Here is a 23,230-nt window from a genome sequence, read left to right on the forward strand (position 1 = left end):
ACAGCTTCGCCCCGCTGTCAGGGCATAGGGTATGAAACCGGCCAATGGAGGGCCTTTCACCGAGAATGCAGCCTATGTGCCACGCCAAATATGGTCTTCACCCAGGGGATGGGGCACAATAGGGGGCCGCTGGGGTTGTGTGGCGGGTGTGTGAGGGTCAGCCCCTCTCAATTCAAGCCGTTGAATGGCATTGCGAGACCATGCGTATCCTGACTTTTAGCACTCTGTTCCCTAACCCGCAGATGCCCTATCACGGTATCTTTGTGGCGCGTCGGCTGGCCCAGTTGCAGAGCTACGCCCAAGCGACCGGGTTGGCGCTGGAGAGTCGGGTGGTGGCACCGGTGCCGTGGTTTCCTGTAGCTTCCCCGCGCTTTGGCCGTTACGGACGCTGGGGTGCAGTGGCGGCGCAGAGTGAGTGGCAGGGCTTTGCTGTGCAACATCCCCGCTATCTGCTATTGCCAAAGATCGGCATGAGCAGTGCTCCCTGGATGTTGGCCCGTGGGGCTTATGCTCCCCTCAAACGGTTGGAGCAGAGCTGGCCCTTTGACCTGATTGATGCCCACTATATGTATCCCGATGGGGTGGCGGCGATTCTGTTGGGGCGCTGGCTCAACAAGCCGGTGGTGATTACCAGTCGGGGGACCGATTTAAACCTGATCCCCAACTACACACTGCCCCGCCGTTGGATCACATGGGCCGCCGCCGAGGCAGCCGGGTTGGTGACGGTGTGCGCCGCCCTGAAAGCGTCGTTGGTGGGGTTGGGGGTCGCTCCATCGCGGGTGACGGTGTTGCGCAATGGGGTGGATCTGCAAACCTTTACACCGCCCCTGGATCGACAGGCGTTGCGGGACAAACTGGCGATGCACCATCCCACCCTATTGTCGGTGGGCCACCTGATCCCCCGTAAAGGGCATGAGTTGGTGATCGCCGCTTTGCCCCAGTTGCCTCAAGTGCAGTTGGTGGTGTGTGGCGAAGGTCCCATGTTGGCCGAATTAAAGGCCACTGCGAAACGCTTGGGGGTAGCGCCACGGGTGCGGTTTGCGGGCGCGTTGGCGGCGGCATCACTCAAGGATTATTATGGGGCGGCAGACGCCCTGGTGTTGGCCTCCGACCGTGAGGGTTGGGCCAATGTGTTGTTGGAGTCCATGGCTTGTGGCACACCGGTGGTGGCCAGCTCGGTATGGGGCACACCAGAGGTGGTGGCCAGCCCGGCGGCGGGACGGCTGTTTACCCCCCGCACCGCCCAAGCGCTGGCCACAGAGGTGCAGGCTTTGCTGGCCGATCCCCCCCCGCGCAGTGCCACCCGCCACTATGCCGAGGGCTTTGCTTGGCACAGCACCAGTGCCGGGCAGTTCCAGATGTTTCAAGCCATTCTACCGCATCAACCCTAGGAAACGGTCTCTCATGCGTGTGTTGCATATCCTGGATCATGGTTTGCCGCTGCACAGTGGCTACACCTTTCGCACCCGCGCTTTGGTGCGGGCGCAGCGCAGCATGGGTTGGCAGCCCCTGCTGTTGACCGGTCCCAAACAGGGCGTGGTGGAGAGCCTGGAAGAAGATTTCGAGGATCTGCACTACTACCGCACCCTGCCCTTGCAGGGGCGCTGGGTGCAGCGTGGCCCGCTGCATCAGCTGGGGGTGATCCAAGCCCTCAAGCAGCGCTTGCGGGGGTTGATTCCCCACCTTAAACCCGATCTGCTGCATGCCCACTCCCCGGCCTTGAATGGCTGGGCAGCGTTGTGGGCGGCGCGGCATTTTAAGGTGCCCTTGGTCTATGAGGTGCGCGCCTTTTGGGAGGATGCCGCCGTCAGCCATGGACAGACCCAAGCGGGTTCCTTGCGTTACCGGCTGAGCCGCGCCATGGAGAGCCATGTGCTGCGGCAGGCCAATGCCGTGACCACCCTGTGCGAAGGGTTAAAGGGGGATATGCTGGCGCGGGGGATCGCGGCAGAGAAAATTACCCTGATCCCCAATGCGGTGGATGTGCAACTCTTTAACCCATTGCCCGCGCAGGGCAGCGCTATTTTGCGGCAGGAGCTGGCTTTTCCCCCTGGGCTGGTGTTGGGTTTTGCCGGTTCGTTTTATGGGTATGAGGGGCTGGCTCTCTTGGTAGAGGCGGTGGCGCAACTGGCCCACACTGGGCAGGCTTGTAATCTCTTGTTGGTGGGGGGTGGGCCAGAAACCCAACGTTTGCAGAGATTGATTGAGCAGTTGGGGTGTGGGGCGCGGGTGCGTATGACGGGGCGGGTGGATCACGCCTTGGTAGAGGATTATTATGGGGTGTGTGACTGGATGGTCTATCCCCGTCTCTCCCACCGTATCACAGAAACGGTTACTCCGCTGAAACCCCTGGAATCTATGGCGCTGGGGCGGCCCGTGTTGGCTTCGGATGTGGGGGGGCACCGGGAGTTGATTCAGCATGGCGTGACGGGTCTGCTGTTCCCGGCGGGGGATCTATCTGGATTGGTGACGGTGCTACAACAGCTGCCTCAGGGGACGGCGCGGCAGGGGTTGATTGATGCCGGGCGGGATTTTGTCACCACCCAGCGGACCTGGCTGCGCAGTGCCCAAGCTTATGCGGCGGCTTATGGGATGGCGCTGGGGCGTGAGGTGAGTAAATAGGTCCGCAGAAGCGGATGCTGGAATCTGAAGATGGCTCTTCGCCCTGGTTTAGCCGGGGGTGGTATGAAAAAGGGGGGAGAATCCGGCGTGCTTCTGTTATGGTCGGTGCGGTGAGCGATGCGGGCGCGAGGGGGTGGCGATGCGCGGGTTGCGTTTTTTCTTGCCCAATGTTTTGTCTAGGTGTTGTGGATAAAACATAAGAAGTACAATATATTAGCTAGGAAGTTCTGCTCTTGTTTGGGCTTGAAGAGTAGTGTCGATATGAAGCGCGGTTGAGGTTTTATCCAGTCCATGCGTGATCTGATCCTTACACTGTTTATTGTCGGTTCGCTACCGTATGCCTTTATGCGGCCCAGCTATGGGTTGTTGATGTGGGCGTTGCTCAGCTATATGAACCCCCACCGGCTCACTTGGAGCTATGCCTATGATTTTCGGTTCAACTTTTTAGTCGCGTTTGTCACTCTGGCTGGTGTGTTTTTTAATAAAGAGGTCAAGTTTCGCATCCCCATCCATGGTACCACCATCTTTTGGATGTTCTTCTGTTTATGGACGGTGGTCACTTCTTTCAACTCCTTTGATCCTGACCGGGCTTTTTCGGAGTTTGACCGTTTTCTAAAAATTCAGTTGATGGTGTTGATTACCTTCTTTTTGATTAAAGACCGAAAATGGATGGATTGGCTGATCTGGGTGATTGTGCTCTCCATTGGGGTGTGGGTCATGAAGGGTGGACTGTTTACCCTGACCTCGGGGGGGAATTTCCGGGTGTATGGTCCGGCCCGTAGCTTTATTACCGACAATAATGCCTTGGCGTTGGCCGTGTTAATGGGGCTGCCGCTGACTTTTTATATTAGACAGTTTGCCAAACGATTATGGCAAAAGCAGCTGGCGCTCGTATTAATTATTTTTTCGGTCATTACCGTGGTGGGCAGCTACTCCCGTGGAGGGATGTTGGGCTTGGTGGTGGTCTTGGGCGTGTTGTTTGGCCGTAGCCGACGGGGCATGATTGTCTTTTTGCTGGGGGTGGTGTTGGTGGCCCTCTCTTATACCTCCATGCCCAAGCATTGGCAGGAGCGGATGGATGATTTTTTTGCGATCAGCACGGCTTATGAGTTGCGCGAGGATGCCTCTATGATGGGACGTCTCAACTCTTGGGTGTTGGCCTGGGAGTTGGCGAAGGATCGTCCCTTTGTCGGTGGGGGCTTTAATACCTTTACTGCGGAGCGCTTTCAAACCTACGCACCGGTGCCCTTTGAGCGGCACGATGCCCATAGTATCTATTTTGAGGTCATGGCAGAGCACGGTTTTTTTGGTTTTGCCCTGTTTATTGGAATGCATCTGTTTGCGGTGCTACTAGGCTTTAAGGTCAAACATTTAGCTCGTGGCAAGCCCGAGTTGGATTGGGCGGTTACCCTTGCGACTATGTTGCAAATATCGTTGTTGGGGTACTATGTAGCGGGGGTGTTTTTAGGCTTGGCCTATTTTGACCTGCCCTATCACCTAATCTCCATTTTGGTGATGTTGCACCATATTGTACTCAAACACAGTGATAAAAAAGTGGTCCCCTCTGCCACAGCTTGGCAAGAACCGACCTATGGAATGACAACTTGGTCACGTAAGACGGACTATTCCATTTTTGGTCGCTCTGCGGGCCAGTAGTTGACTTGGGTAGGGATGTTCTGGTGCCGCCAAAACAAGGGGCGTTTGAGGTGATTTTAGGTAACGGTACAGCGCCTTGAGGCCCGACCACTCGGCCCAGTTATTAGGGCATAGGTGGGAGCTTGGGCAGCGACCATTTTTTTTAAGAGACGTGCCACGGCGGGTTTGCCGGGCGAGCGGTACGGGATCGTTATGATACGCATCTTTAAACACTACATCTCCCGCTGGTCGTTACTGCTGGTGCTGTGTGAGACGAGCGCCTTTTTGGCATCGGTCTACTTTGGTGTGGAGCTGCGTTTTTTTTGGGCGGCCGAGTTGGATGAGGTCCACCGTGCGGAGCTGTTGCCTAGGGCGCTCTTTTTTGCTGCGGTGATGTTGATTAGCATGACCGCCACCGGGCGCTATCAGCGCTTGATGCGGCAGGGCATGACCGAAGAGGCGCTTAGTATTGGTTTGAGCTTTATTATCGGCTTGGTGGCAACCTCGGTGCTCTTTTATGCACTGCCTGATCTGTTTATTGGCCGGGGGGCCTTTATCTACGCTTGGTTTATTGCACTGGGGTTGGTGCTGCTCATTCGCGTGGCTTTTTACCAATTTATTATTGAACCCAGTGCATTACAGCGGCGCATTTTGATCTATGGTAGTGGTCAAAAGGCGGGCATGGTGGAGCGCATGATCGATCAAGACCCTGGTGATCGTGTGATCGTCGGTTTTTGGAGCCCTCATAATAGCCCAAATGTGGTTGCTAACCATTTGATCTATAGTGATGAGCGCCTGTTGGTTTGGTGCCAGGAACACCATATTTCCGAAGTGGTGGTGGCGGCAGACCATGGGGTTAGCATGGAGGAGATGCAGCAGTTGCTTGATTGTAAGAGCAACCGCATTTTGGTATTGGATTTGCCGCAATTTTTTGAACGGGAAGAGCGGTTAATCTTGATGGAGGCGTTGGGTACCGAATGGTGGATTGCCCACTCCGACGGCATTGCCTCCAATTTGGTGCAAGAGGTGATGAAGAAGAGTTTTGATATTTTGATTAGCCTGCTGTTGCTGTTCACCCTGTGGCCGATCATGCTGGTGACGGCACTGCTCATTGTTATAGAGGGGCGGGGCAAGGAGCCGGTTTTCTATCGGCAAGCTCGGGTCGGTTATGGGGGTAAAATTTTCCACGTGATCAAATTTCGCAGCATGCGGGCCGATGCCGAGAAGGATGGTCCGGTGTGGGCGCAAAAAAATGATAATCGTGTAACCCGTGTGGGGCGGGTGATCCGCAATACCCGCATTGATGAGCTGCCCCAATTTATTAATGTGCTCAGGGGTGAAATGAGTCTGGTGGGGCCACGCCCAGAACGCCCCGAGTTTGTGGAGCTGTTGCAACAGCAGATCCCTTACTACAGTGAGCGGCATCGGGTTAAACCGGGTATTACGGGTTGGGCGCAGATAAAATATGGGTATGGTGCCTCGGTCGAGGATGCGGTGGAAAAGCTGAAATATGATCTTTACTACATTAAAAATCACACCCTCTTTTTTGATTTGCTGGTGTTAATCCACTCTGTTGAGGTGGTGTTGTTTGGCAAGGGGGCCGATGCCCCACGCAAAGATGTTTGACCCTGTTCAGCGCTTTGTAACCCATGGGGTATTTGCGTCTGTTTTGAGGAGAGCAGCATGTCCCAAGCCCTGCTGGCGTGGCTGAAAAAGTTTTACCACGCGCTACCTAGACCGCCATCCAGTAACTACCACTACCGGGATTTTTCACTCAACCCCTATGATCATGTAGGGGCGGGTGGGGTGATTTTGGATATTGGCGGCAAGGATGCACGGGGCTGTTATGCGTTTGGTCAACCCCCTGCGGAGAGTCGCTTAATCTGTTTGGATATTATGCCCGGCCCCGGGGTGGATATGGTGGCCGATGCCCACGATCTAAGCCAGCTGGGGGAGGCCTCGGTGGATCTGGTGATTGCGGTGAGCGCCTTAGAGCATATGCAGGCCCCTTGGCAGGTGGTGGCGGAGATCTATCGGGTGCTCAAGCCCGGTGGTATGCTCTATGTGAATACTCCTTTTGTGTTTCCCTTTCATGGTGATCCTGACGATTTTTACCGCTTTTCTCACCATGGCTTGGGCAAATTGTGCGGGGCTTTTGAGTGTTTGGAGTCAGGTTTTAACCGGGGTCCTGCCTCGACAATGGTGCATGTGTTGATCCATTTTTTGGCTATTTTATGCTCTTTTAACCGCAAAGTGCTCTATGGCCTTTGGGTGGATGTGTGGAGTTGGCTGCTGTTTTGGATCAAATATCTGGATCGCTGGATTGCCACTTATGGGCAGGCTTATGTGGTCCACTCTGGGGCCTATTTTATTGGGCGCAAGCCGCAATAGGGTGCCGAACTGGGGCGCGCCGCAGGGTGGGGTGTTCGGTGCGGGGGGTGGGGAGCAAAAAGGGGGGGTGCCATGCTTCTACCTGTACTTGGGGGGATGGCAGGGTTAAGATAACCCGCTTGGTTCTTGGGGTCAAAGCTCGATTGGGCCTGTAATTTGCAAGACCGATGGCTGCAATCCTGGTCTCTGCACAGGGTCATGGGCGGGTTGCTGTGGGTGTGGCCCCTTACGGTGTCTGTAAACCCACGATAGCTGGGGCGCTGTCGCCTAAGGGGCGTATGGGGTCTGCATGGGTGGCGGCTTTGCGCGCTCTCTTTAATCTCTAATTTGCTGTTCGGACGATTCATGCAAGAGTACAGCCTGCGCAATTTACAGTATCAGCTCTTGGTACAACTGCACGGTATGTGGCGGTATCGCTGGCATATTGTGTTGGTGTCGTGGACGGTGTGTATCTTGGGTTGGACAGGCACCTTTATGATGGAGGATCAGTACAAAGCCTTCACCAAGGTCTCTATTGAAAACCCCCAAGGCGACCTGAACGAGTATCTAACGGGTGTGGCAAAAATGCGCTTTGATGTCACCAGTGAGGCGCAGCGCATTGTGCATAACCTGCTCAACCAAAAAAATCGTGAGCGGGTGGTGCTCTCGACCAAACTGCGTGAAGAGGTGCGTGATGAGCGCAGCTTGGAAGAGACCATCGCCAAACTGGGTCAGCAACTGACCATTACCTCCCGCAGCAGTAGCACCCAGTCGGTCTACACTCTGACCCATCACCACTCTGACCCTGAGGTGGCAAAACAGGTGGTGGAAGGCTTTTTGACCATCTTGATGGAGCACTCGGTGGAGGGGGTCAAAAACCGGCGTCAGGAAAAAGCACAGCGCTTTTTATCGGAGCAGGTGCAAAAATTTGAGGATAAATTTGCCAAAAGCGACTTGGCGTGGCAAGAGTTTAAACGTAGTAACCCCTTGATTCGCCCCGATCAAGGCCAGGGTTATTATGCCCGCTTGGCTGACTTTAAACAGCGTGCAGAAGATGAACGGCTCAAACTGAGTGCCTTGAGTAAAGAGCGGGACGCCCTGGCGGAGCAGTTGGCCCAACGCCAGCGTGCGACCTTGGCCTCGACCCCGCTACAGGCGCCCCGTGCCGTGGTTGCACCGCTCAATGAAGAGATTGATCGCAACCTGGAGCAGTTGGAAGAGCGCATTCTGGAGATGCTGGAAACCCACTATGTGGTGGGGGGGGAAAAGCGCTATCTCTATGATGAAGCTCACCCAGAAATTCGCTCCTTGCGCAATCAGATTTTGGAACTGCAACGGCGCAAAGAAGAAGAGATGGCCCGGCTGAAAAGTCTGAGTGAGATGCCCCAGCAGGCATTTAACGATGAAAAGGATCCTGTTGCACAGCAGATTTTATTGGATCTGCGCAAGGTAGAGGTGGATCTTGCCTCAGCCCAGGGGCGGTTGCAGGAGTATAATGCGCAGCTGGCCGATTTACGGCGGCGGGAGGCCACGGTACCCGCCAAGGAGGCGGAGTATCTGCGTCTCAAGCAAAATCGGGATACCGCCCTGAGTAAGCTGAACAGTATTTTGACGACCCAGGGTGAGGCGGAGTTTTCGGGGGATGTGGCTGAAGGTTTAAGCAAGCGGGTACACATCAAAGTGTTGCAGAAGCCGCGTCTGCCTTTTGCGCCAGAGGGGCCCAATCGTCCGTTGTTTTTGGTGGTTACCCTGCTGGCGGGTTTAGGGGCCGGTATGACCATGTCGCTGTTTATGTCGATTATGCGACCCGTTTATGATAGCCCATCGGCATTAAAGAAAGATCTTGGGCTGCCGGTGTTGGGCACGGTCTCTATGGCCGATGAGACCGCAGTGGTGGGTTTGGGGGCGCGGACCCTGTTTATGTTGTTGATGATCTCGCTACTGGTGATCTTTGCCATCACCATGTATATCGCCAGATGATAGCCGGTCAGGAGGCTGTTCGATGGCAGGGTAGCTGGATTTAAGGGTTGCAGCGGGCGGGTTTACAAGGTGGTCGAGGGTAACATGACGTTTGATGATCGGGTACGCAAAAAGGTTGTATTGGACTTTGAAAAGCTCAAGGTCAGGGGTATCTTGACCCCGGATGTTGGTCGCAGCTTTCGCGCCGAGGAGTTCCGCGTGGTCAAACGCCCCCTACTGCTCAACGCGCAGCAAGGGATAGATGCGCACACCAAGCGTAATAACAACATGATTATGGTGACCAGCGCCTTCCCTAAGGAGGGTAAGACCTTTACGGCCATCAATCTGGCGATGAGCTTGGCCGCCGAAATGGACAAAACGGTGCTGTTGGTGGATGGGGATGTGGCCAAACCCTCGGTGAGCCGTATTCTGGGTTTTAAATCCAAAGAGGGTTTGATCGACCATCTCTTGGGCAACGTCGAAGATTATCACCAAATTTTAATCCGCACCAATGTGCCCAAGTTAATGTTGTTGCCTTCGGGGCGGCGCCACCATCATGCCACCGAACTGCTGGCCAGCGAGAACATGCGCTTGCTGTTGTTGGAGCTGGCAAAAGATCCCAACCGTATTATTGTATTTGATTCGCCCCCCCTGTTGGTCACCACCGAGGCGCGGGAATTGGCCCGCAATATGGGCCAGATTGTGATGGTGGTCGAAGCGGACAATACCCCCCGCTATGCGGTAAAAGATGCGCTTAATTATCTGGATAATATGGAGATCGTTGGTCTTGTGCTGAACAAGGCCAGAATGCGCAGTGGCGGCGGCTACGGCGGCTACGGTGGCTATGGCGGTTACGGTGGCTATGGCGGTTACGGTGGCTATGGCGGTTACGGTGGCTATGGCGGTTACGGCGGCTATGGCAGCGAGACCAAAAAGAAAAAGGGCTTTTTCCAACGTTTGCTGGGTGGGTGATCCCTCCTGCTAGAGGTTGAATGGGATGGGCATAACGCCCTAGGCGGGGCATACGGGGAGTGACGCCGTGGGAGAGGATAAGCCAATTGTCTGTGTGGTGGGGGCGCGTCCCAACTTTATGAAGATGGCCGCCGTGTTGCCCGCCTTGGGGGCGGGTGCGCAGCCCGTGCCCACCCTGTTGGTGCATACTGGGCAGCACTATGATGCGGCCATGAAGCAGGCCTTTTTTGAGCAGTTGAGCATTCCCGAACCCCAGGTGGATCTAGGGGTAGGTTCAGGCTCCCACGCGGTGCAGACCGGTTTGGTGATGCAGCGTTTTGAGCCGGTGTTGGACCACTATGGGGCCGCTGCGGTATTGGTGGTGGGGGATGTCAACTCCACCATTGCCACCGCCTTGGTGGCGGTGAAAAAGGGGATTCCCGTCATTCACGTAGAGGCGGGTTTGCGCAGTCAGGACCGCAGCATGCCCGAAGAGATCAACCGCATTCTGACCGATCAAATCGCCGATTTTCTGTTTACCACCGAGCGTCAGGCCGAGGCCAATCTAAAGCGTGAAGGAATTGCGGCGGATAAGATTCACTTTGTCGGCAATGTGATGATCGACACCCTGCGCCGTTTGCTGCCGCAGGCGGCCACGGTGGAGGCGTTGGCGCAGCGTTTTAGTCTGCCTGAGGGGGTCTCGTTGGCGGCGGGGGGGTATGGTCTGCTCACTCTGCACCGGCCAGCCAATGTGGATGATCCACAGGTATTGGCCGAGCTGCTCCAGGCCGTGTGTGCCATCAGTCACGAGCTGCCTTTACTCTTTCCGGTGCATCCCCGCACTTTGGCGCGGGTGCAGGCGGCGGGCTTGCAAGGGCTGTTGGAGAGTGCCCCGCAGTTGGTGACGCTGCCGCCGGTGGGCTATTTGGAGATGCTGGGTTTAATGTCGCGGGCACGCGTGGTATTGACCGATTCCGGTGGTATTCAAGAGGAGACCACCGCGCTGGGTATTCCCTGCATGACGCTGCGGGAGAACACCGAGCGGCCCATTACCGTTAGCCACGGCACCAATACCTTGGTGGGGCGGGATGGGGATAAACTGCGCACCACCTTTGCTCAGATTATGCAGAATGGGGGAAAAGCGGGACGCATCCCCGAGCTGTGGGATGGTCAGGCCGCGCCGCGCATCGCCCAACAGTTACAGCAGTGGTACCACCGCCAAGGGTAAGGAGCCTCCCCATGTCACCACACAGTAACGCCTTTAGTGTGGATGTGGAGGACTACTTTCAGGTGTGTGGTTTTGAACCCTGGATTGGTCCCGAGCAATGGTCAAGCTTTACGCCACGGGTGGAGGCCAATACCGAACGCCTGTTGGGGCTGCTGGATGAGGCGGGGGTGCAGGGGACCTTTTTTACCCTGGGCTGGGTAGCGGAGCGCTTTCCCCAACTGGTGCGGCGCATCGTGGCTCAGGGGCATGAGCTGGCCAGCCATGGCTACAGCCATGTGCGGGTGGATCGGCAAGATGCCGCCCATTTTCGCCAGGATGTGCTGCGCACCAAACATCTGCTCGAAGATGTGGGGGGGGTGCCGGTGGTGGGGTACCGGGCGTCCACCTACTCCATTCACGCGCAAACCCTGTGGGCACTGCCCATTCTTAAAGAGACGGGGCATCACTATAGCTCCAGCATCTATCCCATCGCCCACGATCTGTATGGCATGCCCGAGGCACCCCGTTTTGCCCATAAACCCCATCCGCAAGGGGTGGTGGAGATTCCTCCCGCGACGGTGGTGTGGGGGGGGCGGCGTTTTCCGTGTGGGGGTGGGGGCTGGTTTCGGTTGCTGCCCTATGGGGTAAGCCGCTGGGCGTTGCAGCGGGTGAACGGGCATGACCAGCAGTCGGTGGTCTTTTATTGCCACCCCTGGGAGGTGGACCCCCAGCAGCCGCGGGTGGCCGGGGTGGGGTGGAGATCGCGCTTTCGACACTATCTTAATCTGCATCGCACCGAACCCCGGCTTAAAGCACTGTTGCAGGATTTTAGCTGGGACCGTATGGATCGGGTCTTTGCCCAGGAGATTGCCCATGGCTAGGGGGTTGCAGCTCTACTGGCTGCGAGAGGATGAACCCCAGCAGGCCCAAGCTTGGGACCGGTTTGTGGAAGCGGCGGCTGGTGGGAGTTTTTTTCATCTAGCAGGCTGGCAAAGGCTGTTAAGCGGGCTCTATAAACACCCAACCTACTATCTTTATGGGCAACGTGATGGGCAGGTGGTGGGGGTATTACCCCTGGCGCGGGTGCGGAGCCGCCTGTTCGGGGATGCCTTGATCTCGACCCCCTTTTGTGTCTATGGCGGGGTGGTGGCGCAGGATCTTCAGGTGCAAGAGGCGCTGTTGGATGAGGCCCGCTGGCTGACAGCCCGGCTCAATGTGGCCCATTTGGAGTTGCGCAGTGTGACACCGCTGGATGATGGGTGGATCAACAAACCGCTGTATGCCACCTTTCGCAAACCCATTGTGGCAGAGCCTGCGGCCAATTTGCGGGAGATCCCCCGGAAACAACGGGCCGAGGTGCGGCGGGGCATACAGGCGGGTTTGGTGACCCGCCTGTTGCAAAATCCCGATCCCTGTTACCGTATTTATGCGGAGAGTCTGCGCAATCTGGGCACGCCGGTCTTTGCGCGCGCCCATTTTCAAACCCTTAAACAGATCTTTGCCGAGCGCTGCGAAGTAGCGGTGGTGGAGCAGCACGGGGTGGCGGTAAGCGGGGTGTTGAGTTTCTATTTTCGCGATCAGGTGTTGCCCTATTATGGGGGGGCTCTGCCCCATGGGCGGCAGGTGGGGGCCTATCCCTACATGTATTATGATCTGATGAATCGCGCTGCCGCGCAGGGGTGCCGATGGTTTGATTTTGGCCGCAGCAAACGGGGCACTGGGGCTTACGATTTTAAACGCTTTTATGGTTTTAGCCCGCAACCCCTGCACTATGGTTATTACCTGTATGAGCGCCGGGAATTGCCGGATCTAAATCCCCTCAACCCAAAATATCAGCGTTTTATCGCCCTGTGGCGGCGACTCCCCTTAGCGGTTGCCAATGGTTTGGGTCCGCTGTTGGCGAGAAATTTGGGATAGGGTGGTATGGCGAATATTCTGTTTTTGGTCCATCGCATTCCGTATCCCCCCAACAAAGGGGATAAGGTGCGTGCCTACCATCTGCTGTTGGAGCTGGCGGCGCGGCATCGGGTCGCGGTGGGTGCCTTTGTGGATGACCCCCATGATCTCCAATATGCCCAAGAATTGGCGGCGTTGGTGGAGGGTCCGTGTCATCTGGTGCCCTTGGACCCCAAGCGGGCCAAGCCCGCCTCATTACGGGGGCTGCTCAAGGGCGAGGCGTTGAGCATGCCCTACTACCGCAGCCGCCGTATGCGGCGCTGGGTAGAGGCGCGGTTTGCCGCTGGGTTGGTGGATGCCACGGTCTGTTATTCGTCGCCCATGGCGCAATATGTGGCCCATCATAACCAGCCTATTATCATGGATTTTGTGGATGTGGATTCGGATAAGTGGCGTCAATATGCCCAGCAACAGCGGGGGGTGATGCGCTGGTTGTATCAGCGGGAAGGCACACTGCTGGAGTGGCAGGAGAAGGCCATCGCCGACCGGGTAGAGGCTGCCTATTTTGTCAATGCGCAGGAGGCCGAGCACTTTCGCAGCCTGCATCCTGCGCGTCGTGGGATGGTGCACCATTATGATAATGGGGTGGACCTGGAGAAATTTAATCCCCAGCTGGCTTTTCCCAACCCTTACCGTGGTGCTCCTGTCTTGGTCTTTACGGGCATGATGGACTATTGGCCCAATATTCAGGCGGTCGTATGGTTTAGTAAGCGGGTTCTGCCCGCACTCCGCGCCCACCATGGGGATCTTCAGTTGGCGATTGTGGGGGCCAAGCCCACGGATGAGGTGAAACAGCTGGCGGCACTACCCGGCGTTATGGTGACGGGACGGGTTGCGGATGTGCGGCCCTATGTGGCTCATGCTGCTTTTGCCATAGCACCCTTGTTGACGGCGCGGGGCACCCAAAATAAGGTGCTGGAGGCCATGGCCATGGGCAAGGCGGTATTGGCCACGCCCCAGGCGATGGAGGGGTTGGCGAGCTGTGCTGGGGTGGGCCGTTGGGTGGCGGCGGAGACGGCGACGATGGTGGCCCATGGGTTAGCCCTGCTGGCCGAGCCCGAGTTGGCGGCGCAGAGCGGTGCGGCGGGGCGGCGCTGCGTGGAGAGCCACTACCATTGGCCGGCCAATATTGCGCCACTGCTTACCACGTTAGAGCAGCTCTTGTGAGGCGGCGTCACCTCTGTCACTTGGTCTACCGCTTTGATGTGGGGGGGCTAGAGTCGGTGTTGGTGGAGCTGATGCAGCGGCTGCCAGCAGAGCGTTATCGGCACTCGCTGGTGGCGTTGACCGAGGTGGGGGTGCTGCAACAGCGCTTGCAGGGGTATGGGGTAGCGTTTTACGCGCTGCATAAACAGCCGGGCAAGGATCTGGCGGTTTGGTGGCGGCTCTATCGGCTGCTGCGTCAACTGCGGCCAGACCTGCTGCATAGTTGCAACCTGGCCACCATCGAGGGGCAGTTGCCCGCCTTTTTGGCGGGGGTGCCTCGGCGCATCCATGCCGAACATGGCCGGGATAGTTATGATCTGGACGGCAGCAACCGCAAATATCGATGGTTAAGACGGTTGCTGAATCCCCTGATTCACCACTGGGTCGCCGTGAGTGGGGAGCTACACGACTGGTTGGCTGGGCCACTGAAGATTCAACCCGCCAAGATTGTAACCATCGCCAATGGGGTGGATCTGGAGCGGTTTCACCCGGCGCGGGCGGATCGTGCCCAGTTGTTGGCCAAGAGCGGTTTTGCCGATGAGCAGGTGATCGCCCTGTGTGTGGGGCGGTTATGGCCGGTGAAGGATCAGGCCAATCTGCTAACGGCGCTGGCACTGCTCCAGCAGCAGGGGCGTTTGGGGGGGTTGCGCTTGGTGCTGGTGGGGGATGGCCCCCAACGTGGGGCATTGGAACAGCAGGTGTCGGCCAGCGGGTTGGCAACGGTGGTGCGGTTTTTGGGCACTCAGTTTGATGTGGCCCCGCTGATGGCGGCCGCCGATCTGTTGGTATTGCCCTCCCTGGCCGAAGGAACCCCCTTAACGGTGTTGGAGGCGATGGCGTGTGGCGTGCCAGTGGTTGCCACTGCCGTAGGTGGGGTGCCGGCGCTGCTGCAAGCAGGGCAACAGGGTGCCCTGTTACCGCCGGGAGATGCCCCCGCTTTGGCCGAGGCTTTGCAACCCTATGGGGTGGTGTCGGCCAAAGCGTGGCGTCGGGCGCAAGGCGCACAAGGCCGGGCTAGGGCCGAGGCTCAATTTGGCTGGGCGCGCACCGTGGCCGCCTATGAAGGGCTGTTCCAATAGGTGTGGGGGCAGTTTACCATAGCGGCTTTGTGCAAGAGCGGTTAGACTGGCTCCAGTGCCCCCAACCGATCAGCAGCGGCTGGGGGATCGTGATGGATGGTGGTTAGAGCGCCTGTCAGGGTGGGCGAGGGTATCGAAATGTCTGAGCAAAATCTATCTGATGAGAGCACGCAAGCGACGGTTACGTCAGAGGAACAGCAGCGGGCGCGGCGGCGCAAACTGATTAAGGGTCTGGCGCTGTGCGCCCCCATGGTGGTGACACTGCGTCCCGGTGCCGCTTTGGCGGGGGGCAGTAACTCCCCGGAGTGTTTTATGGAGGGGGACCCCAAGCAGACCCTCAACTTTGGGGGTAACGCTTTTGGGGGCAATCGCTGTACCAGCGATGCCACCAACGATACCGCCGTGAACGATAATACCTGGAGCGGTTATATTGTTAAGGATCGCAGTGAATTTTCTGGTGATACCAGCTTTATGACCGGCGGTACCAATATTGCCACCGATGACTGTTTGGTGTTTGTGGATGGCACCGGCACGGTCAACAATACCGCCACCGGCGATGCGACGGGTTGGGGTAATGATGGTGCCCACTATCTGGTCAAATCCTCCTGCTGGTCCTCGCTTGCTACCTAATCTTTATGGCTGATCGTCTCTCCCCTCCCTTGCCGGTTACGCTCCAGGGTTTTGCACCCTGGGCGGCGGAGAGGGTGTGGTATGTGCCTTTGGGCTCCCCGCCTAGGTGGTGCCGTGTGGGGCAGCAATACGCCCTGTATAACCCGCTCAACGGGGCTACCCATTTTTTACAAGAGAGTGCCTACGAAACCGTACAAGCCCTCGTGCAGCAGCCCATGACCATGACGGCGCTTATGGCCTGTCTGGGGCTGGATGAAGCGCGAGAGGAGGCCGAAGCCCAGGTGGTGCAGAGCGGTTTGCTCCGGCTATTATGGGAGCTGGATAATCTGGGCATTATTGCCCCATTGCCATGCTGAGGCTGGCGGATTTACCCCACGCCGAGGTGGTGCGGCGGCTGGCGCAGGAAGGTTTGCGTTGGCGGCTGGGGCCAGCCCTCTACCATTTGCACAGCGATGTGGCGGCGATTGGGGTGTGGTTGCAGACGCTCTATGCCGATGCACCGGTGATGGAGGCCGGGCAGGGGGTGACGGGCTGTCACGCGGCGCTGCTGCGGGAGCCGGGCTTACGCCGCTGGTTCAGGCCCCAGGTGCGTTTGTGGGTGGATGGTCCCACGCCATTTTTGCCCTTTCCGCTGGATCATGCGCCGCCCCATCTGGAGTGGGGACTCAATTTTTTATTTACCACCCGTCACGCCCATAAGCTGCTGCTGCATGCGGGGGTGGTGGAGCGGCACGGGCGGGCGCTGATCTTGCCGGGCTTTCCCGGATATGGCAAAAGCACCCTAACCGCCGCCCTAAGTCTGCGCGGATGGCGGCTCTTTTCCGATGAATTTGGCCTGTTTGAGCCGGGCCAGGGGCTAGCGAAACCGATGCCCAAGGCTATCGCCTTAAAAAATGAGGCCATTGAGGTGATCCGTGCCTGGGCCCCCCAAGCGCCGCTGGGTCCGCTGTTTCCCAAAACCCGTAAAGGCACGGTGTGCCATCTTTATCCTGCCCGCGAGGCGGTGCAGCGCATGGATGAGGGGGCGGTGGCGCGTTGGATTGTCTTTCCCCGTTATCAGGCGGGTGTCCCGCTGCAACTCTATCCCCTTACTCCGGAACAGCTCTTTCCCCGTTTGGCGGGAGGGGCCTTTAACTATGAGACCCTGGGCGAGGCGGCTTTTACCACGGTGGCACAGCTTTGCCAAAGCTGCACCGCCTTTGAGATGCCCTATAGTCAGCTATCGGAGGCGGTGCAGGTGCTTACGCAAATGGCCGATGAGGGGATCGCATGAGCTGGGGTGATGCTCTGCTTGCGGTGTTGCGTGAGCCCCGTTATCTGCTCAGCTTGCCCCCTGCTGAGCAGGAGCCGCTGTTGCGCATGTTGCGGGTAGAGGGGTTGCTGGCCCATGTGGGGGCCCGTTTGCAAGCCAGCCCCCACTGGCAGAATATGCCTGAGGATTTACAAGGGGTGTTTCTGCCCGCCATGGTCTACGCCCAGGATCGCCGCCGTATGCTGCTGTGGGAGGTTAATCGCATCCGTCGGGCAGTGCGGCACCTGGCGTGCCCCATTCTACTGCTCAAGGGGGCCGCGTATGCCATCCTGGCGCTGCCCAATGCCCGGGGCCGCTTGGTGGCGGATGTGGATATTATGCTGCGGCGCGAGGATCTGGCGCAGGTGGAGCAGGCGCTCTTGGAGCAGGGCTGGGAGGCGGTTAAGCTGGATGCCTATGATCAGCACTACTACCGGCAATGGATGCATGAACTGCCCCCGTTGATCCACAGCAAGCGGCAGGTCGAGCTGGATATTCACCACACCATTGTGCCCCTCACCAGCCGTTTAAAGCCGGATGTGCAGGCGCTGTGGCAGGCCGCCGAGCCCCTGCAAGCTCCGGTAGAGGGGCAATATCAGGGGCTGTTGGTGTTGGCCCCTACCGATATGGTGTTACATGCGATTGTCCATCTGTTTCAAGAGGATCTGCACCATGGCTTGCGGGGTTTGATGGATATTCATCTCCTGCTACAAGCCTTTGCCCAGCCATCGTTTTGGGAAAGCTTGGTGCCCCGTGCTCAGCAGCTCAAGGTGACGCGGCCCCTCTATTACGCGCTCTATCAGTGCCATCATCGGTTGGGTAGCGCCATCCCCGCGCCGGTGTTGCAGGCCAGCGCGGCCCATGCACCCCGTGCCCCACTGCGTTGGTTTATGAATGGCTTGATGACACGCCTGTTTACCCCACGTTTGCGCCCGGTGGGGCGAGAGGATGGGCTGGATCTGCCCGCACGATTTTTTATGTATATCCGAGCCCACTGGTTGCGTATGCCTGTGGGGCTATTGCTGAAACATCTCAGCCGTAAAAGTGCCAGACGATGGGGGCCCGATGTGTGGACTCAGCGCAATCCTTGACCTGACCGGCCAGCGCCTACCCGAGGCGGAACAGCTGACCGCGATGACCCGCGCTTTGGCCCACCGTGGCCCCGATGGTGAGGGCATGCATCGTGAGCCGGGGGTGGGGTTGGGGCACCGGCGTCTCTCTATCATTGATCTGGCCGGGGGGGCGCAGCCACTCTGGAATGAAGATCGTTCGGTGGCGGTGGTGTTTAATGGGGAGATCTATAATTTCCCAGATCTTATGCAGCGTTTGCAGGGCCTAGGGCACCAATTCCACAGCCGCAGCGATACCGAGGTGATTGTGCATGCCTGGGAGCAGTGGGGGGAGCAGTGTGTGGAGGCGTTGCAGGGGATGTTTGCCTTCGCCCTGTGGGACCGCTGCCAAGGGGTGCTGTTTGTGGCTCGGGATCGCTTGGGTATTAAACCCCTCTACTATGGGTTTAGTGAGGATGGTTGGCTGCTGGTGGGTTCTGAATTAAAGGCGCTGACCGCCCATCCTGGTTTGTCGCGGAGTTTGGATCCTAAGGGGGTGATGGACTATTTCGCCTATGGCTATATTCCCGACCCCCACAGCATCTACCGTCAGGTAAAAAAATTGGAGCCGGGCTACTGCGCCCGCTTTACCCTGGGCTCTGGGGATTGGCGTCTGCGCTGTTATTGGGATTTAAGCTTTGCCGCCCAACCCTTGACAGAGGCCGCCGCACTCCAGCAGTTACAAGAGCTGCTGGGGCAGACGGTGCAGAGTCACACCCTAGCGGATGTGCCATTGGGGGCCTTCCTCTCCGGTGGTGTGGACTCCTCCTTAATCACCGCGCTGCTGGCCAAGCAGAGTCAAACCCCGCTCCAGGCGTTGACGGTGGCCTTTACCGGTAGCCGTGAGGATGAAGCGCCACATGCCCGTGCGGTCGCCCAACATCTGGGGGTACAGCAGCAGCTGTTGACGGTGGATCCCCTGGATTTTGAGCGTTTGGAGCGTCTGCCGGGTCTCTATGATGAACCCTTTGCAGACAGTTCGGCGTGGCCCACTTTTTTGCTCTGCGAGGCGGCGGCCAGTCGTATGAAGGTGGTGCTCTCTGGGGATGGTGGGGATGAGTTGTGTGCAGGTTACAGCCGCTATCGCCTGTTTATGGCCGAACAGCAGGTGCGGCAACGGGTACCCAGTTGGCTGCGTCGTGGCCTGTTTGGGCCCATGGGCATGCTCTATCCCAAGCTGGATAACGCCCCGCGCTGGTTGCGGGCCAAGAGCACCCTGCAAGCCTTGGGTGAGGGGCCCCTTGAGGGGCTGTTTCGGGGGGCCTCCATGATGGATCCGGCCATGGGGCAGGGCTTGTTGGCCCCCGATTTAATGTTGCTGGATTATCATCCCATAGAGCATTTTTACCGCTTGAATGCGCGGTTGCCCGAGCAGGTAGCCTTTCATGATCGCATGCTCTATCTCGATTTTAAGACCTTTCTGGCAGGGCGGGTGTTGACCAAGGTGGACCGTGCCAGCATGGCGGTGGGGCTGGAGGTGCGGGTGCCGTTGCTGGATCATCGCTTGGTAGAGTGGGCGGGGCGTCTGCCTTGGTGCCTCAAGATGCAGGGGGGGCAGGGCAAATATCTGTTAAAAAAACTGGCCGCGCAACAGGTGCCTGCGACCGCCGTCTACCGCTCAAAACAGGGTTTTATCCCACCCCTGGCGGCTTGGTTGCGGGGGCCGTTGCAAGAGCGTTTGCAGGATCGTTTGAGCAGTCGGGTGATCACGGAGTCAGGGCTGTTTCATCCCCGCTGGATCCACTGGATGCTGGAACAGCACCGCAAGAAAAAACAGGATCTCTCCATGCCCCTGTGGTCGCTGTTGATGTTTGAGGGCATGCTGCGCAAGGCGCAAAATAAGGGTTAGGTAAGCCCGCGAGGTGAAGAGGAGAGGGCGGGGGGCATGCCGCTTTACCCCTTTACAAAAAAACCCGCCAAAGCTGGCGGGTTTTTTTGTGGGTTCAGCAAGTCAGCGCTTAGGCTAAACTTACTTGTGCATGTTGTGCTCAAACATGCGCTTGCTTTTTTCAGCAGAGGTGCCAGCCTTGGAGGCTTCCAGCTTGGCTTTCTCGGCGGCACTCCAAGCGGCGGCGGCCTCTTCTTTGGCCTTTTTAGCCTCTTCACGTGCGGCATTGGCTTCAATCTGGGCAGAACTGGCGGCAACGGATGCACGCTCAGCAGTGACCATAGCTTTATCAAGCTTGGCTTGATCTTCGGGGCTCAACGTGGCGCAGCCACCAAGCAACATGGCGGCGGCCAGAGCCAGGGTGGCGGTCTTCTTGGCCATGGTAAGTCTCCTGACAAGGTGATGGGTCAAAAAATACTGACCTCATTCTATACGCTTTTCATTGACCATTTGCCAGAAAAAACAGAGAAAAAGGGTAACAAGCGTGTAAAAAATAGCAATGATTGGCGAATGAGTGGGCAAGCTGCGTCCAATATTAGGGGGCGTAGCGATGATCGCTCTAAGGTTGGTGGTGCGTTGTGCACCGTCGCCAGAGGGGTGCCCGCACGCAGAGGCTGTACCACAGATACAAAAAGGGGGGCGCCCTTGTGCCCCCCCTGATGATCAAACCGACACGAGCCCGCCAAATCTATTTGGGCATGTTGTCGATGAGGTTTTGCACCACCGATGGATCGGCCAGGGTTGAGGTATCCCCTAGGGTGTCCACTTCATGGGCAGCAATCTTGCGGAGAATGCGGCGCATGATCTTGCCGGAACGGGTCTTGGGCAGGCCGGGGGCAAACTGGATCACATCCAATGAGGCAATGGGGCCAATCTCCTTGCGGACCAGCTTGACCAACTCGGTTTTGAGTGCGTCAGAGGGCTCAACCCCGCTCATAAGGGTCACATAGGCGTAGATGCCCTGACCCTTGATCTCATGGGGCATGCCCACCACCGCCGCTTCGGCAACTTGATCGTGCAGCACCAAGGCGCTCTCTACTTCAGCGGTACCCAAACGGTGGCCGGAGACGTTGATCACATCATCCACCCGCCCCGTGATCCAATAGTAGCCATCTTCATCACGGCGGCAGCCATCCCCACAGAAATAGTAGCCGGGATAGTTGGCAAAATAGGTGTTGATAAAACGATCATGGTCGCCATACACGGTACGCATCATGCCCGGCCAGGGATGATCCAAAACCAGGATGCCTTCACAGGGGCCCTCCATCTCTTTGCCCTCGTTGGAGAGCACTTTGGGGTTGACCCCAAAGAAGGGACGGGTTGCTGAACCGGGTTTTAAGGGGGTTGCCCCAGGCAGTGGGGTAATCAAAATTCCCCCGGTTTCGGTCTGCCACCAAGTGTCCACAATGGGGCAGCGCCCTTCACCCACTACATGGTAGTACCACTCCCACGCCTCGGGGTTGATGGGCTCACCCACGCTGCCAAGGATGCGCAGCGATTGACGCGAGGTGGCCTTAACCAGTGCGTCCCCCTGGCTCATGATGGAGCGAATGGCGGTGGGAGCGGTGTAGAAAATGCTCACCTGATGTTTATCCACCACCTGCCAAAAGCGGGAAGCGTCCGGGTAGGTGGGCACCCCTTCGAACATCAAGGTGGTGGCCCCATTGGCTAAGGGTCCATAAACAATGTAGGTGTGGCCCGTTACCCAGCCTACGTCTGCGGTACACCAGTAGATGTCATCCTCATGATAATCGAAGATATATTGGTGGGTGATAGAGGCATACAGCAGATAACCACCGGTGGTGTGCAGAACCCCCTTGGGCTTGCCGGTGGAGCCCGAGGTGTAGAGCACAAACAGCGGATCTTCGGCATCCATCTCCTCGGGGGGGCAGTCGGCACTGGCGGCTGCAATGGCTTCGTGATACCAAACATCGCGCCCTTCGGTCCACTCAATCTCTAATTGGGTATCTTGCACCACAAAACAGGTGTGTACGTTGGGGCACTGGGCCAGCGCGGTCTCGACATTTTTACGCAGGGGGATCTTTTTAGAACCACGCATGCCGCCATCGGCGGTGATCACCACGCGACACTCGGCATCAATAATGCGGTCCCGCAGTGCATCGGGAGAGAAACCCCCAAAGACGATGGAGTGCACCGCGCCAATGCGGGTACAAGCGAGCATGGCCACAGCGGCTTCGGGAATCATGGGCATGTAGATGCAAACCCGATCCCCTTTTTTAACGCCCCGTGCTTTTAAAGCGTTGGCAAACTTATTGACCAACGCAGAGAGTTCACGGTAGGTGATTTTACGGTCGGCAGCGGGATTATCCCCTTCCCAGAGGATGGCCACTTTATCCCCGCGTTTTTCCAGGTGGCGGTCAATACAGTTGTAGGAGACGTTGAGTTTGGCCCCCTCAAACCATTTGATATGACCTTTACGCAGATCAAAATCCAGAACGTTGTCCCATTTTTTAAACCAATCAATGCGCGCCTCGGCCTGTTCAGCCCAAAAGGCCGCCGGGTCGTCGATGGAACGTTTATACATTTCTTGGTACTGTTCCTCGTTGATCAGCGCGTTGGCCGCAACATTGGGATCAACGGGGTAGACTTTAACGTCGCTCATAAGATTCTCTCTCCACCTAAAGCTGGCAATAGGACAAACACCCCCCACGGCACCGATCGTTATTGGTATAGGATACGATGGTGGTTCTCCTTCCTTGAATTTTGCGAAAGGAAAGAAACAGCTTTCTCCTACCTGCATGTTACCATTATGTTTCGATTGTAGCGGCGCAAAAGGTCCTTGCAAGCATGTATGGGGGGGGTTTCAGAAAAAAATGGGGCGCTTAACCTGAAAGGGAGCTTGTCGTTTCAGGATAATTAACCTAACACCATAGAATGATTTATTTATTAATATATGCTGTAAACGTTATATATGTGACCACAAAAAAACCGCCCCGGGTGGAATCCCGGGGCGGTTTGAGGGTTTTTTACTAATAGTGATATTTTATTGTCATATCTTTGCAATAATACAAAGATAATTGGTTAATTTCGGCAATCCTCATCGGGTCCGCAGCGCCACCAAAGAATGCGGCCACACGCTTCACACTTTTTAACGTGGGCCATATAGTAGACCAAACCCAAGATGATAAAGATGGGTAAAATAATGATCGCAGCAGCCAGGAAAGGGCCCATAGCGGCATCGTCGGAGATAATGCCACCCATCTCTAAAATACCGATGAGGGTCCAGAGCATGATTAAAAAACCGCCTACGAAGATCAGGGTGTTGATTCTGATCAAGGGTCTTGCATGTTTACTCATGAACGCAAC

At 57.2% G+C, this 23,230-nt stretch carries 20 protein-coding genes; 17 read left to right on the forward strand and 3 right to left on the reverse strand.

Translation table 11 applies throughout. The features are described 5' to 3' along the window. Positions 1-200 precede the first annotated feature (200 nt). The 17 genes from MMC1_RS02980 to MMC1_RS03060 all read left to right on the forward strand — a co-directional run bounded on the left by MMC1_RS02980 (position 201) and on the right by MMC1_RS03060 (position 19,864). Positions 201-1,391 carry a glycosyltransferase family 4 protein gene (locus MMC1_RS02980; protein WP_041641873.1) on the forward strand — a complete coding sequence of 397 codons (1,191 nt, stop codon included), beginning with the start codon at positions 201-203 and terminating at the stop codon, positions 1,389-1,391. A gap of 13 nt (positions 1,392-1,404) precedes the next feature. Continuing rightward, positions 1,405-2,622 (forward strand): TIGR04063 family PEP-CTERM/XrtA system glycosyltransferase, encoded by a 1,218-nt coding sequence (locus MMC1_RS02985; RefSeq protein ID WP_011712269.1) that lies wholly within the window; start codon positions 1,405-1,407, stop codon positions 2,620-2,622. Positions 2,623-2,913: 291 nt separating this feature from the next. After that, a complete protein-coding gene (locus MMC1_RS02990) occupies positions 2,914-4,278 on the forward strand; it encodes a putative O-glycosylation ligase, exosortase A system-associated (RefSeq protein ID WP_011712270.1) in 1,365 nt (454 codons plus the stop codon). Between the two features lie 192 nt (positions 4,279-4,470). Then, on the forward strand, positions 4,471-5,883 hold the full coding sequence (locus tag MMC1_RS02995) for a TIGR03013 family XrtA/PEP-CTERM system glycosyltransferase (protein WP_011712271.1): 1,413 nt from the start codon (positions 4,471-4,473) through the stop codon (positions 5,881-5,883). Between the two features lie 57 nt (positions 5,884-5,940). Continuing rightward, positions 5,941-6,648 carry a class I SAM-dependent methyltransferase gene (locus MMC1_RS03000; RefSeq protein ID WP_011712272.1) on the forward strand — a complete coding sequence of 236 codons (708 nt, stop codon included), beginning with the start codon at positions 5,941-5,943 and terminating at the stop codon, positions 6,646-6,648. A 345-nt stretch (positions 6,649-6,993) separates the two neighbouring features. Then, positions 6,994-8,607: an XrtA system polysaccharide chain length determinant gene (locus tag MMC1_RS03005; RefSeq protein WP_011712273.1), complete on the forward strand. Its 1,614-nt coding sequence runs from the start codon at positions 6,994-6,996 to the stop codon at positions 8,605-8,607. A gap of 84 nt (positions 8,608-8,691) precedes the next feature. Continuing rightward, positions 8,692-9,558 (forward strand): XrtA-associated tyrosine autokinase, encoded by an 867-nt coding sequence (locus MMC1_RS03010; protein ID WP_011712274.1) that lies wholly within the window; start codon positions 8,692-8,694, stop codon positions 9,556-9,558. Positions 9,559-9,625: 67 nt separating this feature from the next. Next, a complete protein-coding gene (gene wecB, locus MMC1_RS03015) occupies positions 9,626-10,765 on the forward strand; it encodes a non-hydrolyzing UDP-N-acetylglucosamine 2-epimerase (protein ID WP_011712275.1) in 1,140 nt (379 codons plus the stop codon). A gap of 11 nt (positions 10,766-10,776) precedes the next feature. Continuing rightward, positions 10,777-11,625 (forward strand): XrtA system polysaccharide deacetylase, encoded by an 849-nt coding sequence (locus MMC1_RS03020; protein ID WP_011712276.1) that lies wholly within the window; start codon positions 10,777-10,779, stop codon positions 11,623-11,625. Next, positions 11,618-12,661 carry a FemAB family XrtA/PEP-CTERM system-associated protein gene (locus MMC1_RS03025; protein ID WP_011712277.1) on the forward strand — a complete coding sequence of 348 codons (1,044 nt, stop codon included), beginning with the start codon at positions 11,618-11,620 and terminating at the stop codon, positions 12,659-12,661. The genes MMC1_RS03020 and MMC1_RS03025 overlap by 8 nt, the downstream gene beginning before the upstream one ends. A 6-nt stretch (positions 12,662-12,667) precedes the next feature. After that, a complete protein-coding gene (locus MMC1_RS03030; RefSeq protein ID WP_011712278.1) occupies positions 12,668-13,867 on the forward strand; it encodes a TIGR03087 family PEP-CTERM/XrtA system glycosyltransferase in 1,200 nt (399 codons plus the stop codon). After that, positions 13,864-14,985 (forward strand): TIGR03088 family PEP-CTERM/XrtA system glycosyltransferase, encoded by a 1,122-nt coding sequence (locus MMC1_RS03035; protein ID WP_011712279.1) that lies wholly within the window; start codon positions 13,864-13,866, stop codon positions 14,983-14,985. The genes MMC1_RS03030 and MMC1_RS03035 overlap by 4 nt, the downstream gene beginning before the upstream one ends. A 138-nt stretch (positions 14,986-15,123) precedes the next feature. Next, positions 15,124-15,615 (forward strand): hypothetical protein, encoded by a 492-nt coding sequence (locus MMC1_RS03040; RefSeq protein WP_041640712.1) that lies wholly within the window; start codon positions 15,124-15,126, stop codon positions 15,613-15,615. A 116-nt stretch (positions 15,616-15,731) separates the two neighbouring features. Beyond that, on the forward strand, positions 15,732-15,971 hold the full coding sequence (locus MMC1_RS03045; protein WP_041640713.1) for an HPr-rel-A system PqqD family peptide chaperone: 240 nt from the start codon (positions 15,732-15,734) through the stop codon (positions 15,969-15,971). Continuing rightward, the gene (locus MMC1_RS03050; protein ID WP_011712282.1) at positions 15,965-16,888 is read left to right on the forward strand and encodes an HprK-related kinase A; all 924 of its coding nucleotides are present in this window, start codon (positions 15,965-15,967) and stop codon (positions 16,886-16,888) included. The genes MMC1_RS03045 and MMC1_RS03050 overlap by 7 nt, the downstream gene beginning before the upstream one ends. Then, on the forward strand, positions 16,885-17,997 hold the full coding sequence (locus MMC1_RS03055; protein ID WP_011712283.1) for a nucleotidyltransferase domain-containing protein: 1,113 nt from the start codon (positions 16,885-16,887) through the stop codon (positions 17,995-17,997). Before MMC1_RS03050 ends, MMC1_RS03055 begins: the two co-directional genes overlap by 4 nt. Then, on the forward strand, positions 17,972-19,864 hold the full coding sequence (locus MMC1_RS03060; RefSeq protein WP_011712284.1) for an XrtA/PEP-CTERM system amidotransferase: 1,893 nt from the start codon (positions 17,972-17,974) through the stop codon (positions 19,862-19,864). The genes MMC1_RS03055 and MMC1_RS03060 overlap by 26 nt, the downstream gene beginning before the upstream one ends. A gap of 120 nt (positions 19,865-19,984) precedes the next feature. On the opposite strand, the gene MMC1_RS03065 is transcribed toward MMC1_RS03060, so the two are convergent. The 3 genes from MMC1_RS03065 to MMC1_RS03075 all read right to left on the reverse strand — a co-directional run bounded on the left by MMC1_RS03065 (position 19,985) and on the right by MMC1_RS03075 (position 23,221). Beyond that, positions 19,985-20,284 carry an alanine-zipper protein gene (locus MMC1_RS03065; protein WP_011712285.1) on the reverse strand — a complete coding sequence of 100 codons (300 nt, stop codon included), beginning with the start codon at positions 20,282-20,284 and terminating at the stop codon, positions 19,985-19,987. A gap of 307 nt (positions 20,285-20,591) precedes the next feature. Then, complete coding sequence (gene acs / locus MMC1_RS03070; protein ID WP_011712286.1) at positions 20,592-22,526, reverse strand: acetate--CoA ligase; 1,935 nt, start codon at positions 22,524-22,526, stop codon at positions 20,592-20,594. 419 nt (positions 22,527-22,945) lie between these two features. After that, a complete protein-coding gene (locus MMC1_RS03075) occupies positions 22,946-23,221 on the reverse strand; it encodes a hypothetical protein (protein WP_011712287.1) in 276 nt (91 codons plus the stop codon). Positions 23,222-23,230: the final 9 nt, after the last annotated feature.

This window comes from Magnetococcus marinus MC-1, assembly GCF_000014865.1.
In the GTDB taxonomy this organism is placed as follows: domain Bacteria; phylum Pseudomonadota; class Magnetococcia; order Magnetococcales; family Magnetococcaceae; genus Magnetococcus; species Magnetococcus marinus.